Origin of the sequence: Paenibacillus sp. GCM10027630, assembly GCF_042676305.1 — a bacterium.
GTDB lineage: Bacteria > Bacillota > Bacilli > Paenibacillales > NBRC-103111 > Paenibacillus_S.
This window is the reverse complement of record NZ_JBHTGY010000002.1, coordinates 1-13,741: the sequence shown is the minus strand read 5'-3', so window position 1 is coordinate 13,741 and position 13,741 is coordinate 1. Positions and strand designations below refer to the sequence as shown.

The 13,741-nt window shown below is 43.0% G+C and carries 13 protein-coding genes; 2 read left to right on the top strand and 11 right to left on the bottom strand.

The genetic code is table 11. The features are described 5' to 3' along the window. Positions 1-63: 63 nt before the first annotated feature. From ACFQ0C_RS01535 to ACFQ0C_RS01505, 7 genes are all read right to left on the bottom strand, one after another. Complete coding sequence (locus ACFQ0C_RS01535) at positions 64-327, bottom strand: hypothetical protein (RefSeq protein ID WP_379363298.1); 264 nt, start codon at positions 325-327, stop codon at positions 64-66. A 110-nt stretch (positions 328-437) separates the two neighbouring features. Then, entirely contained in the window at positions 438-1,238 is an 801-nt protein-coding gene (locus tag ACFQ0C_RS01530; RefSeq protein ID WP_379363296.1) for a phosphotransferase, read from the bottom strand. A gap of 591 nt (positions 1,239-1,829) precedes the next feature. After that, the gene (locus tag ACFQ0C_RS01525; RefSeq protein ID WP_379363294.1) at positions 1,830-3,593 is read right to left on the bottom strand and encodes a glycoside hydrolase family 2 protein; all 1,764 of its coding nucleotides are present in this window, start codon (positions 3,591-3,593) and stop codon (positions 1,830-1,832) included. A gap of 17 nt (positions 3,594-3,610) precedes the next feature. Beyond that, positions 3,611-4,435: a carbohydrate ABC transporter permease gene (locus ACFQ0C_RS01520; RefSeq protein ID WP_379363292.1), complete on the bottom strand. Its 825-nt coding sequence runs from the start codon at positions 4,433-4,435 to the stop codon at positions 3,611-3,613. Continuing rightward, positions 4,436-5,311: a carbohydrate ABC transporter permease gene (locus tag ACFQ0C_RS01515; RefSeq protein ID WP_379363290.1), complete on the bottom strand. Its 876-nt coding sequence runs from the start codon at positions 5,309-5,311 to the stop codon at positions 4,436-4,438. A 76-nt stretch (positions 5,312-5,387) separates the two neighbouring features. After that, a complete protein-coding gene (locus tag ACFQ0C_RS01510; protein WP_379363288.1) occupies positions 5,388-6,680 on the bottom strand; it encodes an ABC transporter substrate-binding protein in 1,293 nt (430 codons plus the stop codon). Between the two features lie 266 nt (positions 6,681-6,946). Next, positions 6,947-7,870, bottom strand: coding sequence for an ArsR/SmtB family transcription factor (locus tag ACFQ0C_RS01505; RefSeq protein ID WP_379363286.1), 924 nt, complete (start codon positions 7,868-7,870; stop codon positions 6,947-6,949). 325 nt (positions 7,871-8,195) lie between these two features. Between ACFQ0C_RS01505 and ACFQ0C_RS01500 the strand changes: the two genes are divergently transcribed. Further along, positions 8,196-8,837 (top strand): erythromycin esterase family protein, encoded by a 642-nt coding sequence (locus tag ACFQ0C_RS01500; RefSeq protein ID WP_379363636.1) that lies wholly within the window; start codon positions 8,196-8,198, stop codon positions 8,835-8,837. Positions 8,838-9,086: 249 nt separating this feature from the next. Here the strand turns inward: ACFQ0C_RS01500 and ACFQ0C_RS01495 are convergent, their stop codons facing one another. From ACFQ0C_RS01495 to ACFQ0C_RS01480, 4 genes are all read right to left on the bottom strand, one after another. Then, entirely contained in the window at positions 9,087-9,482 is a 396-nt protein-coding gene (locus tag ACFQ0C_RS01495) for a DUF4259 domain-containing protein (RefSeq protein WP_379363284.1), read from the bottom strand. 185 nt (positions 9,483-9,667) lie between these two features. Further along, a complete protein-coding gene (locus ACFQ0C_RS01490) occupies positions 9,668-10,144 on the bottom strand; it encodes a hypothetical protein (RefSeq protein WP_379363282.1) in 477 nt (158 codons plus the stop codon). 338 nt (positions 10,145-10,482) lie between these two features. Further along, the gene (locus tag ACFQ0C_RS01485; RefSeq protein ID WP_379363280.1) at positions 10,483-11,010 is read right to left on the bottom strand and encodes a DNA topology modulation protein; all 528 of its coding nucleotides are present in this window, start codon (positions 11,008-11,010) and stop codon (positions 10,483-10,485) included. 157 nt (positions 11,011-11,167) lie between these two features. Further along, a complete protein-coding gene (locus ACFQ0C_RS01480; RefSeq protein WP_379363278.1) occupies positions 11,168-12,643 on the bottom strand; it encodes a sensor histidine kinase in 1,476 nt (491 codons plus the stop codon). Positions 12,644-13,071: 428 nt separating this feature from the next. Between ACFQ0C_RS01480 and ACFQ0C_RS01475 the strand changes: the two genes are divergently transcribed. Beyond that, positions 13,072-13,407: a LysR substrate-binding domain-containing protein gene (locus ACFQ0C_RS01475; protein WP_379363276.1), complete on the top strand. Its 336-nt coding sequence runs from the start codon at positions 13,072-13,074 to the stop codon at positions 13,405-13,407. Positions 13,408-13,741: the final 334 nt, after the last annotated feature.

The following is a 13,741-nucleotide window of genomic DNA, read 5'->3' as shown; positions in this document are numbered from 1 at the left end:
AAGGCTATACAGGAATGCTTAGTTTAAACTGTCAGGTATCCCTCAACTAATTGCCTTCCCTCATTAAAGTGAATTAACGTGGTCCTCTGCTTCTTTTAAAGTGAAACCATACAATTCCTGAGTAATCTTGACTGCTCTCTTTTTCTTTCCCTGAGTTATCAATTTTCGTAGCTCGTTATCTGTTGGATTTTCCAGACCCATCTCTTTTGTTATAAGGCGCAACAAATCAATGGTAAGTTTTTGTCTCTTCAATACAATCCTAAAGAATACTGCAGAAGCAAAGATGATAATGATACTCCACATTATAATTAGTAAAGAATCGGTCATGAGGCCACCACCTATAATGGATAAGGGCGTAATCGGAAAGACCCTTAACAGGATAATCAAATTACTAATTAATTCCATATTTCAATTTGTTATTAGCGGGAAATTCGATTCTACATCCATTCATCGAAATGATCTTGTACAAAAAGAACCTCTTTTTCATAGTGCGCCAAGTGCCCCTCATCAACCATTTTTTTAAAGGCTGGATTCCCTGCGGCGGCACCATTTCTCAACGTATCACACAGTACTATTAAACGTTGTAGAATCCATTGCTGCAAATTATTTGGGACAGGAATTCCATAAGATTCAAAAAACAAATGAATTCGCCGACCACGCTCTGCGGCGTGTATTTCATTTTGATATGGTACCGTTGTTTCAGAAAATTGGTCAGGTGCGAAACTCGCGAGCGGAACCGATGTGTAAAGGGTGTAGGCAATGTCCCATATACGCGGTCCTGGACCTGCCATATCAAAATCAATTAGTGCCACGGGAGCACCATTTTGAAAGACAACATTATATAATGCTGCGTCATTATGACAGATCACTTCGTGTTCAGCCTTTTCAGCATAGCTAAGTTGCCATCTAGCCTCCAAAGTGGGAGTAAACGCGTTAGTCGCATCATGGAAGCTGCGCATTAGACATGCCAAACCCACAAGAGTTTCGTCTGACCACATATAGGGTTCAAGTTTCGGATAATTGTTCCCTGGTACTTCTCCAGAAATAAATGTCAATATTTCGCGACCAGAGTCATCGATTCCAAGAAATCTTGGTGCTCCTTCAAAACTTTCCTTTTCCAAATGAACTAGTAGTTCATGAATATTCGGACTCCAAATACCTATAGGTCGACGAACCGTGTTCGACATTCGAATTATTTGATTTACATTACCGCCTTTTAACACTTCTTCCTGAGTCACTAAGTTTCATTCCTCGCTTTTACAGATATTAGCCTGTAAGTATTGGACGTACTCCCTTAATATTAACAAAATACTACAAGGCATTGCTTATAGAGAACAATTATAACTAAACTGCCCGTTACTTTAACGAATGCAGGGAGCAACTGCCTTGTGGCGAGTTGCTCTCTGGTTATTGCGCTAACGTTCTTTGTTACCTCAATTAAAACGCTGTTCAATGAGTAATGTGACTACGTCGGAAATGTTACAAAGTTCTAGTCAACCATCGGGAATGTTATCAAGTTCTTGTCAATTCATTTTGACAAGAACTTGATAACATAAAACAAAAAAACCGCAATTTATGCGGCATTTAATGTTACTATGTTCTTGTCACCCGACATCGGTTGTCTTCTAATGACACAAATGTGCCTACATTAATGACACAAATCTCCCTACATTGTATAGCATATTGTTGTTATAGAATTATCCTTTTATTTTAGACAAAGATAAAAAAGCATTCCTCATTAAAAAGAATGCTCTATAACTTTAAACTATTCAATTTATGACTTATTCAACTAAACTGCCCGATGCACCAAGTCTTTCTCCCCACGAATTTTACGCCAAATTGATATCCCTGATTTTTTTCAAATCTATCTTCGGCTGCCGGTCTTCCGTGAGCAAACCGTTAATTTCCTGCTGCACATCGGTTGTCTGCGTGTAGCAGTAACCGCAAACATAAGGCACGTCTTTGATCGCTTGCGTAATTTCTTGATACCGCCGCAAAAAATCTTCCTCCGACTGCACCATACTGCCGTAACCCCAGCCTTTTCCGTCCTTGAAGGCAATGCCTCCGTACTCGCTGATGATAATCGGCTGTCCCTTGTATTCATACCCCCCAGCAAAAGCCAGCTTATGCTTGCTGAAGGAGCGCTCGTTGCGTACGATCGGCTCCTTGTACCGATAACGGGAAGCGAACTTCTCTCCAAACTCCTCGTAATCGTGCAGAGTGAGAATGTCCGAAACCGTGTGCTCCCATCCGTCGTTCACTACGACCGGCCTTGTCGCATCGAGCGACTTCGTCAAATGATAAATCGCCTCCGTAAATGCCTGCTGTTTCCGGTCCGTAAATACTTGGGGAATTCCCCACGACTCATTGAACGGGACCCACGTGACGATGCACGGATGATTGTAATGCTGGCAGACGATATCCGCCCATTCCTGTGTAAAGCTGCGCACCGCTTCATCGGAGTACTCATAGGTAGCCGCCATCTCGGACCAGACGAGCAGCCCCTTCCGATCGCACCAATACAGAAAACTCGGGTCTTCGATTTTCTGATGCTTCCTCACGCCATTGAAGCCCATCTCGAGGGTCTTGTCGATGTCTTCTATGATCGCTTCTTCGGACGGAGGCGTCAGAAGGCTTTCAGGCCAATAACCTTGATCGAGCAGCAATCGCTGATACAACGGCCGGTTGTTTAAATAGATGAACCCGTTCTCGATCGATATTTTCCGCATGCCGAAATACGAGGTAACCCGATCGACCGGCTTGTCGCCGTCGTACAAAACGAACTCCACGTCATACAGGTTCGGCTGACCCGGCTGCCACAGCATCACCCTCCACTCGTGAATGTCGCTCGTTATGTCGAGGCTCAAGCTGACCGTTTCTCGGTCGACGACGGCGGATACATGCTTCACGGGCTTCCCCTGGAACGTTATAGCGGTTTCGACGCGAAGACGGGGCCCTGCTGAACCGTTAATTCTATATTGGAAGTGGACCGAGCGGGTATCGATGTCCGGCGTTATTCTCACATCCCCAATGCTCGTGACGTTAACGAATTCCAGCCATACGGTCTGCCAAATGCCGGTCGTTTGAGTATACCAGCAGCCGTAGTTTTCATCCTTCCATCTTTGCTTGCCCCTCGGCTGGAAGCAGCTCAGGCTATCTTCGATTTTTACCACGATCGTCTGCTCGTTTGCATAATCATCGAGCGCCTGCGTAACGTCGAACGAAAAGGCGGCATATCCGCCTTCGTGCCGGCCGATAAACCTGCCGTTAACCCATACTTTAGTCCGGTAATCCGCCGCCTGAAAATGGAGGACCGCTCTCTTGTCCTTATACCTCTCGGGAAGCGTTACTTTCTTCTGATACCATACGTTGCTATGATGCGCCTCTTCCCCAATACCGCTTGCTTTGCTCTCATAGCTGAAAGGAACGATAATAGTACGATCCATCGTAGCCCCGTTAAACCATTGCTGCTGCTCGCCCAGGTTGCCGTCGTCAAAACGGAAATCCCACTCCCCGTTCAAATTCATCCAATCCGCTCGGACAAACTGCGGTCTCGGGTATTCCTGCCGTACGGCCTTGTTCTCTTTACTCATGTCAACAACGCCTCCACTTATCCTTTAATTCCGCTGAAGCTGATCCCTTTGACAATTTGTTTCTCAAACAGCATGAACGTAATGATGACTGGGATGGAAGTGATAGCGTTAACCGTCATGGGGGTTACATAATCCACTGTATAATTCGATAGCAGCGTAGGAATACCGACAGGCAGTGTATATAGCTCCTCGCTTGTGATGGACAAATAAGGCCACAGGAAATTGTTCCACGAACCGATGAAGGTGAAGATGGCAATGGAAGACAGCGCCGGTTTGGCCAGAGGCAGGGCGATATGACTGTAAATTTTGAAGGATCCGCACCCGTCCATTTCTGCGCTTTCCACCAACTCTTTGGGGACGCCGTCGAAGAAGCTTTTTAGAATAATAACCCCGAGCGGCGCAGCGATTCCCGGTAAAATAATGCCAAGGTAGCTGTCCAGCAAGTTCATCTCTTTCACTACGGCATATAACGGAATGATCGTCGCTTCTCCGGGGATCATCAAGCCGGCGATAAAAAACAAAAAGATCGTATGTTTGTAATGAAAATCCAATTTCGATATCGCGAAAGCGGCCAAAGAAGTGAATAGAACGGTCAGTACCGTTTTGATCAGCGCGATAAACAAGCTGTTGCCCATCCACCGGAGTATCGGCGTTTTGGCAAGCACGTTGGCGTAATTGTCGAAGGTATAAGGCGGAAGAAACCAATCTATTAATGTTTTGATCGGCGTACCCTCCGTCTTAACGGAGACGAACAGCATCCAAATAACCGGGATTAGAAAGCATACGGCAAGGCTTAAGGCAGCCACTAGCAAGATCCACTGTAGCAAAGAGACCGATTTCACCTAAACCTCCTCCTTTGGCTTTAGCTTGAGTTGGATAAAGGAGAGCACGAGCAATATGACAAACAACGCGTAAGACATCGTAGCTGCATAGCCCAAATCGTTATTTTTAAAGCCGGTTTCATATATGTATTGGATGATAGGCCTTGTTTTCGTGCCGGGCCCCCCTTTGGTAATGAGCCAAATTTGTGAGAACACCTTGTAGGAGGCAATGATTTGCAGAAGTAAAATGACCCGGGTGATCGGCGCAAGGAGAGGCAGCGTCACATTCCAGAACAACTGACCGTCCGTCGCTCCGTCTATTTTTCCCGCCTCGTACAAATAATCCGGGATATCCTGCAAGGAAGCCAGGTACAAAATCATATTGAACCCGACCGTCCACCATAACGTTACGCCTATAATGGATACCCACGCGAGATTTCTGTCTGCCAGCCAAAACGGCTCCGCCTTGCTCCCCATCAAATGAAGCAGAGAATTCACAAAGCCCGTGTAAGGCTGCAGCATAAAGATGGCCAAGAAAGAAATAACGGAGACCGATAAAATGCTAGGCAAAAAGAAGCTGCTGCGGAGAAATGTCCGGAACCTCGTTCTCATGTTGGCGAAAAGCGCCAAAACTAAAGCCAGTACAACCATCCCTGGAGTCGATAACAACACGAACAAGGTGGTGTTCCATAATGCCTCCCAAAACTGCCGGTCTTTGAACATAGCCGAATAGTTGGCAAATCCTATATAATCCATCTGTCTAATCAGCGTCCATTGATAGAGGCTCATCTGCAAGCCTTTCAACATGGGATAGACCGTAAACAATGCATAGACGACAAAAAAAGGAAGAAGAAACGGAACAGCCTTTATATCCCCTATCAGTTTCTTGCTCTTCATCGCGCACCTCTCTCAAGATCCAAAAGAAGCCCGAAGGAAGCCTCCGAGCTTCCGGACGTAAGATTTCGTCAGTCGATTACTTAATGACCGCCTTCATTTCCTCCAACATTTTCTTAAAGGCGTCTTCAGTCGGAACGCTGTTATTCCAGATCGTATCCAGGTTGCGGATGATAACGGTTTTCAACGCCCAGTTATAGGCCGACGGTTTGTTGAAAGTAACGGTATCGGCCACGGAAACATAATCGCTTCGATAAGGCAGCTTCTTGAACTCCGCATCGTCGACGATTTTGGCTTTCGCCGGGATATGTCCGGCCTTAGCCCATACATGACCGTGATCGGCAATATAGTTCATAAAGGCGAGTGCCGCTGTTTGTCTATTTTGATCCGGTTTCTTCTGAATCGGGAGGATCAGCGTATGGGAATCTCCCCACGTAGCCTGCTTGTCGAAAAATTTAGGGATCGGCATGACGCCGAATTCCAGTCCGTTCGTCTGCTCCATCGTGCCGGTGTTCCATACTCCCGACATGAAAAATCCCGCATTACCCGCCTGGAACGATTTCGTGAAATTTTCAAGATTCAGCGGGATGACTTGCTGCTTGTGGTACAAATCTTTAATATAATTGGCAGCTTGAACCGCCTTTGCCATGTCGATCGAGGGCGTTTTCAAATCATCGGCCACAACGTCCTTCCCGCCGAGCTGATGATAAAGCGCCCACCAGAGGCGATATGGATCGTCTCCTTTGCTTGGGAAGGCGAATGCCATCTGGTTGTTTTGCAAGCTGGACTTCAGCTTCACCGCGAAATCGACAAAGCCTTGCGCAGATTGGGTCATGATCGGTTTGCCTTTGTCATCCAGCAAGCCTGCTTGCTTCAGCATCGTTTTGTTATAAAAAAAGATGAAGGGGTGCGTATCGATAGGAATGGCATAATGCTTGCCGTTCAGCATGGTAGCGCTCAAAATGTTCTGATTAAACGTACTCCAATCCAGGTTCGTTACCTTGGCTACCGGATCCAGTTCGCTAACGACGCCTTGTTTAATCAGCTCCGGAAGTTTGGACGTATGGGAAACGCCGATATCCGGCCCGTTGCCGGACGATACGCCGGTAATCAACTTGGTGTAATATTCTCCCCATTCCAGCTTCACATTTTTGATCTGGATGTTCGGATTATCTTTGTTAAAGGAATCGATCATCTGCTGCATAAAATCTCCGTCGCCCCCGCTGAATAAGGACCAGAACACCAGCTCAACCTTTTCGTTCGCGGAAGGCGGCTTATTGTCCCCTTCCGCGGTTTTTGTGCCGGATGTACAAGCTGCAAGCAAACTAATGACAAGAATCAGCGACAATAAAAATGAAAGCCCTTTCTTCAAAGATTACACTCCCCTTTATCATAGTTTTCCATTCGCTACCGAAACAAGATCTTTGTTTCATTACAATATTTATGTAACGATAGGTCAGAGAATGCCATCTATTCTTATTTCGATCAGTAGAAAATCGGGGAAGCCATGCGGATGTTTTCCGCTTATTTTCATCTGTCGTTGGATCATTTGATACCACATTTTTGTAATGAATGGACAACTTGTATCGCCACGCAAAAAAAAGACTACCCGCGGTAATCTCTTGAAAACATCCGTATTCACTCTATGTAGGAAACTTTCATTTTGATATCCTGCTCAAAGTCTCCGAACTGTTTGCCAAACAAGTTAATGCCGCCCTTGTGGACTGCATTCGATTTTACCCCTATCTTGAACGTAATAAAATCGCCCTGCGACAGCTTCAAATCCGCGACGTTAATAGTCGAAATAGAGACATCGTCGATAGATGACTTGGATTTATCGATTTTCCACGTTTTTAGCATTCCGAACTGCGTGCTGTGCTCAGACCACCAGGCCGGATTCAATTGTCCTCTCCGGTCTCCGAAATCCCCGGGACACGTCCACGTTCCGATTTCCATGTCATTGACCCATACCGTAATATCCGACGGCCAGTCGTTATCATAGCTTGGAGCTTCCGAGCAAAGCTCCAGGCTGAATTGCAGCGATTCTATCCCGGACTTGTTGGATACTCCAAGCGGAAATTTGTACTGAACATATCCTTTGCGGAACCAGATCAGCTGTGCCGTTGCCCGGTTAGGATGAAAAAAACTGGAGGGGCTATCCTCAGGAATGATCATTTGTAAGGCATTGGCCATACCGCATGTCGGGTACACCTCGCAATCGACAAACTGCCCTACCGGCATGTCAATTTCGTAGGTATGCTTACCGCTCAGCAAAAAAGTGCCGGGATTCAAGTTAATATGGACGTCATGAAAGCTTCTGCTGCATACTTTCATAACCCCCCGGATGCCGGGCTGTAATTCGGTCAAAATCAGACCGGCCTTCTCCAAGATGCGAATATGAGAGGCGGCCGTCGATACCGGGATATGGATCGATTCCGCGATCTCAATAATGTTCATGTTTCTCGTATTCAGCAATTGAAGGATGCTGATCCGAACCTCGGAAGACAAAGCGTGAGCTACTTTCGCCAGCTCATCCGGCTTACTTATGTCCAAATTAAGCATAGATGCCTCCATACGCAATGGCAGTCTTTCGTGTTGGTCCTTCTTTGGTTGTTAGTCCATTGTAACGTCTCATCCACACCATTGTCTATTGGCGGAACGATATTTCCGAAGGATATCGCCAATAGGAATCCAGCTCGTTTGTTGTGCAAAACTTAGGACAGAAAAAACCTCCCAAAGCCTTCTGCTGCATGGCGTTAAGAGGTTGTTTGACTTGAATGATGGAATTAGTAGATCGGTTTCACCGGAATATCGTTAATCAAATCCATCTTGATATTCGTAACCTTCTCAAGGCGAATTACTTCACGGATCCGGCCATACACATTTAATTCATAACCTTAGGGACATACAAGATTTCATTAATCATGCACGCCTTGCATACCAGCTTGTAGCAGTTCTTCCAGACCATGATGGCTGCGCACTCGCTCTACATTATGCCCGATTCATCACCGGATTCTACGAAGATCACTCCCAAGATAACCTTGACCAACAAGGTGCAAGGAATATCACATGGTGGCATGAACATACCGGAGATACGATTGTCTATTGGGGAGGAATCGCGCACACAGCTAGCGGTAATCAGCTCAAAGCGGGGCATAGCGCTGGGAGTTACTTGAGAGATTATCTCGGATTGGCTTACACATCTATTGGCTTAACGTTTCACCACGGATTAGGGACTGATCATGTCCCAACTCCATCACCAGAATTTGCAGAATCCATACTAGGTCAGGCTAATCCTGATTTTTTCTTTCTCGATCTGCATGCAGAGCAATCAGGCCCTGTTCTTGCCTGGCTCCATTCTCCAATCAAGACGCGCGTTATTGGACCATCTTACAACCCGGAGAAAGACTCCACCTTTTTCATGAAGGGTTCACTCGCCGACTTGTTCGATATCATCATCCATACTCAGGAAATAACTCCTGCCATTCCGCTTATGAGTCCAAACCATTTTCAACATGATTCCGATTAAAAAATAGGGTTTAATATCTTCCCATTGGATATATTGCCTTATTTCATCCACAAAACCCAATAGAATAAACACCGTGTTCCCCTGTGTCCGAACTGAATCATTAAGTCTTTATCTATACCTAATATCTGCCCGTTTGCGTGGAGAAGGCAGCCTAACGATTTGGTCGGCTGCCTTTGTGTCACCATTTAACTATCGCTTCCGTTAGCGGAATAAACAAAGGAGATTTTTACTGCATCTTAAGTACTCCCCTTAAATAATTATTCTTCTTTGCAATTCCTTTATTGTGGTTACCCAGTTCCCGTATTCTTCTGTTTCCTCCCATAATTCTTTAAGTTCAGATTCCGCAAGTATCTTTTCTAAAGCTTTGTGGGATTTCTCTAATAGGTTTGTCCCTTGCCCTTTATGTTGTACTATCCATTCTTGAAGTTCATCTTCATATATTTCTTTCCCTGGTCTATTTTGTAACGCTGCCAGTATTTCTACTGCTCCTAAGGCAATACATGCTACATCTGCATCTAAGTAATTGTCTTCTAAAACCATTTCAATAGATTCCGAAAGTAAATTAATATCTTGAGCTTCTACAAGTTCAATTATCCAATCTTGTACTGTATCATTTTCGAAATTTCCAATTCCCCATGCTCCCATGTATGAATAACCTCACAATCCCTTTTAATGGTTTGAAATAATTTTTGGGTTCAAATTTAACAATTAGATTCGTATTTTAGGTATTCGATAAATGATGAAAGTATCCTGCCCGTTACTTTATTAAACAAAAAGAGGAGCTGCCGCGAGGCAAGCTCCTCCACTATCGTTTCCCGTTAGTTGATCGGTCAACTGTTGGATGGCATTAAAATAATGTTCTTCGCGAAGCATGATGGGCATGAAATAATTCTTTCAATCTTGTTTGCATACTTAATGGGAACATCCTGAACCATAAGAAAATGATAACTACACTCTGGACAAGGTACTTTATCGGTTGAATTTGATGCGAATATCTTTCCAGCTTCAATCCACTTCGGGGTACTTCTCTTTTTCCAAAATGGGAAATACATCGGCTGTATTCTTTCGATTTTCTTCAGCTGTTGATTTAAATCCCAAACCTCAGGTTTTGATTGTTTATTAAGCCACGTCGCTCCAGCGCTCATCCATTTATTTCTGTAACTCTCAAAACTGTGACCATCGTGGATATCATCAAATCCAAATTCAAAACCGCAACAGTCACAAATTTCAAACGATTCATTACCATTTGCATCATATGGTGCTTGTTGTAACTCATCATATCCGCAAACAGGGCATATATGTTTCATAATTCCCCCCACCTGTAAATGTAAATCAAATTACCTCGATTTTACCAAGGATAACTACTCATTACTTCAACGAACATAAGAAAGAAGCCTCTACAAGCAACTCCTGTACTATCGTGTCCCGTTAGCTTAATTCGCCAAGCACATTATATTTATTTTGAGCATGCCTTATGATTTCGAGAGGGATGATGAAGTATCCTTTTCCCTTTTTTTATTTTTAACAATTAGACCAATCGTATATTTCAACAAAAGCTGACCGCGACCACGCCTAACTGCCCTTTACTTCAACGGACAACGGCAGCCGATCGTGTGTCGGCTGCCGTCGTGTTGTGATTGAACTATTAGTTCTGCGTTAATATTAATGATTTCATTTTCTCTAAAAACTGCCTAACCGCCATGGGGGAGCCCAGAATGATAATTTCCTTTTCTTGTGAAAGTTTATGAAGTTTTTCTAATATCTTAGGCTTCTGTTTTTCAGGATATTCCCACACCCACTTCAAAAATTGGAGATCGAGTCTTTCTTCACAACCTTCTGCCATGTCTATCCTATTTTTCTTATGGTACTGAATTCTTCTCTTCAACACACGGTACAGACACAACCATTTAGAAAGGTCGATAAAAATTATCGTATCCGCAGATTGCAATCTAATATCAATTGTACCTCCGTAATTACCATCGATAATCCAACTCTCACGACTTATAAGTTCCTCTTGAACCTTTCGTTGTTCTTCTTTGGGCGTGCCTACCCACCCTGGTTTCCAAAATATTGCGTCTAGGTGGTAAACTTTAATTCCTAAAATATTGCCTAACTGACGAGCTAATGATGACTTTCCTGAACCGCCAGAACCTATAAGCATTATCTTTTTCATAAAGCCCTCCGTGGTTTCATAAACCTCCGTTAGCAAAGATACATTCCTTATTTTACCACAAGCCACTATTGCAGATAACTGCCAGTTACTTCAACTGGCTGTCGGTTAATCGGCAGCCTGCTGTTATTAAGCTCTCGTTCTCCGTTAGTCCAATAACTTACAAATCCAGGTGTTTTTGTACATTTGGATTTATGTAGATTGGCAGCCAAATCATAAATGCAGATCCCCTGCCTTTACAACTAGTCACCTCAACGGTTCCTTTATGCTCTTCTAAAATCCATTTTGCAATAGATAGTCCTAACCCGGTGCCTGGGGTTTTTCCTCTAGAAGAGTCTGCTCGATAAAATCTATCGAAAATATGAAATATTTCATTATTGTCCATTCCAATGCCGGTATCTTTGATCATTAATCCAATTTTATTACCTAATCTTTCAACTATCAATTTTACATAGCCTTCAGCAGTGAACTTAAAGGCATTATCAATAAAAATGAATAATAACTGTTGCAAGTAATCCCTATCTCCTAAGATACAAATATCCCGCAATAGCTCTAATTTTTCTGCTTTCCACTCAACTGATTTTGGAATTAACTCAGCTTTTCTTACCACAGTTTCAATGATAGGTTTTAATTCATAAACTTCTCTTTTGATTTGAAGACCTGCATCAGCTCTAGCCAGTGACAGAAGATCGTTTACAAGTCTCCCCATTCTCTTTGATTCATCTGTAATGTCATTTAGAGCTTCTAAAGAAATTTCAATCTCCTCTTTTTCAGGTAGATGATTAAGTTTTTGACTTAAGGATCCCCACACTTTATTGAGAAATTCAGCATTCCCATTAATGGTTGTAAGTGGAGTTCTAAGTTCATGTGATGCATCAGCTACAAATCTCCGCTGCGTCGTTGAAGATTGATCTAACTCACCGTAGATTGATTGAATACGTTCAAGCATATTATTCATAGTTTCACTAAGAAGACCAATTTCATCTACCGGCCCTTTATGATTTATTCGAGTTCCGAAATCCTCACTATTTTTGATGTTCTTTGTTGCATTTATTAATGAATATATGGGTTTTAGGGCTTTTCGGGAGAAGAGCCACCCCAAATACGTCGCTAGAGATACCACAATTACTGATAAGATACAAAGTATCCATCGCAAACTCGAAAGAAAACTTCCAATAACGCCAACATTATAGGCAACTTGTAAAACACCAACTAACTCTCCATTTAATCTTAGTAGATCACTGTAAATTAAAAAAGGCGAGTTATGAATACTAACAGTGGAATAATCCCCCTCTCTTTTATCTTGTAAAACCTCAGATGAAAAAGGAAGATCTACATTCCGTAGATTTGCGGATTTTGTCTTATAGCCACTTGTGAAGTTTGTAATTTGTATAAACATGCCTGAGCTAACGGTATCAAAATCATCAAGTCGATTAAACAAATTCCACCCTTTAGGAGAAAGCTCCAGTTGATATGCTACATATTTTTGAATCTGATCGGTTTGATCCCTAAGTGATTTCTTTAAATCATTAAACATATAAAATTGTAAGAAAAAGTATAAGGCTACACCGAATATCAATAATGTGAATGCCAAAATACCTGAATAAAGTAAGGTTAGTCTTAAACGGATAGTCACTTAATATCCACATCCATCTCCAAGAACATACCTTAATTATCCATTTATTAATTAATTTGAGATTAAAATAACATGAATATTGGATGAGATCCAAAGAGATATGCATTCAATACCCGATTTATGAACATGTTACCACTTAGTTATTGTCGTAAACTGCCCGTTAACGCGCCCTTTTATTCTTGTTGGCAATCGGATAATGTTCTTGTCACAAATCGGCAATCGGATCAAGTTCTTGACATTGCCGATTGACAAGAACTTGATCCGATTAATTAAAAAGCCCGCGATTTACGCGGACTTTATTCTGACTATGTTCTTGTCATCCGACAGAACTTGGATCAGCTGCACTATATCGTTGAGGTAGCCAAGACGAAGTCCTTGTTAGCAGCCGTAGAATCATTATCAAGAAGGTATTGCAGATCGAACGAATTTTGCAAGAAATTAAAGATGAGGCAAAACAACAGTCCGAAATATCAGGCGGCACTTTGCGGATCGCAGCAATTCCTGGTGCCATGTCCACTCTGGTACGAACGGTCTCCAGCTTAAAAAAGGATTACCCAAGCATTCATTTTATTATGGATGAAAACAACTCCGAGGAAATTGCTCAGATCAGACAGAACAAATTAGATATCGGACTCGTGCTCACTACTCAAGACTCGGGAAAAAAAGAGCTAGAAGGATTATTCTTCGAACCTCTGGGAAGGGAAAATCGTCGTCGGAGTATGGAGGAATTCCCCGTTAGCCTCCTTGGACATGGTAACTCCTGATTTGATTGATTGCAATAATTTGGCCCGTATAAATACCCACGGTATGTAACCGCTGTCGGGAATGAGATAATGTTCTTGTCAATTTCGGGAATGGGATAAAGTTCTTGTCATTGAAATTTGACAATTGAGATCAAGTTCTTGTCACCCGACAAGAAAGGCCTTGATATGCTTGAATTTTTTCTATATATAGTCGTTAATTAATCGCTGCTGCTGTTTTCAAATGACACAAAAAAAATAAAAAGCTTGATTCCTCAAGCTTTTCTTCGATACGTTACGTAGGCACATTTGTGTCATTGGACATTTCTTTCTTGTCACTCGTTTCTATGTAGGGACA

Bases quoted from the DNA above. Each gene is read 5' to 3' on its own strand.
- ACFQ0C_RS01485 (WP_379363280.1), bottom strand. From the start codon at position 11,010: ATGAAAAAGATAATGCTTATAGGTTCTGGCGGTTCAGGAAAGTCATCA.
- ACFQ0C_RS01525 (WP_379363294.1), bottom strand. From the start codon at position 3,593: ATGAGTAAAGAGAACAAGGCCGTACGGCAGGAATACCCGAGACCGCAG.
- ACFQ0C_RS01535 (WP_379363298.1), bottom strand. From the start codon at position 327: ATGACCGATTCTTTACTAATTATAATGTGGAGTATCATTATCATCTTT.
- ACFQ0C_RS01505 (WP_379363286.1), bottom strand. From the start codon at position 7,870: ATGCTTAATTTGGACATAAGTAAGCCGGATGAGCTGGCGAAAGTAGCT.
- ACFQ0C_RS01495 (WP_379363284.1), bottom strand. From the start codon at position 9,482: ATGGGAGCATGGGGAATTGGAAATTTCGAAAATGATACAGTACAAGAT.
- ACFQ0C_RS01490 (WP_379363282.1), bottom strand. From the start codon at position 10,144: ATGAAACATATATGCCCTGTTTGCGGATATGATGAGTTACAACAAGCA.
- ACFQ0C_RS01515 (WP_379363290.1), bottom strand. From the start codon at position 5,311: ATGAAGAGCAAGAAACTGATAGGGGATATAAAGGCTGTTCCGTTTCTT.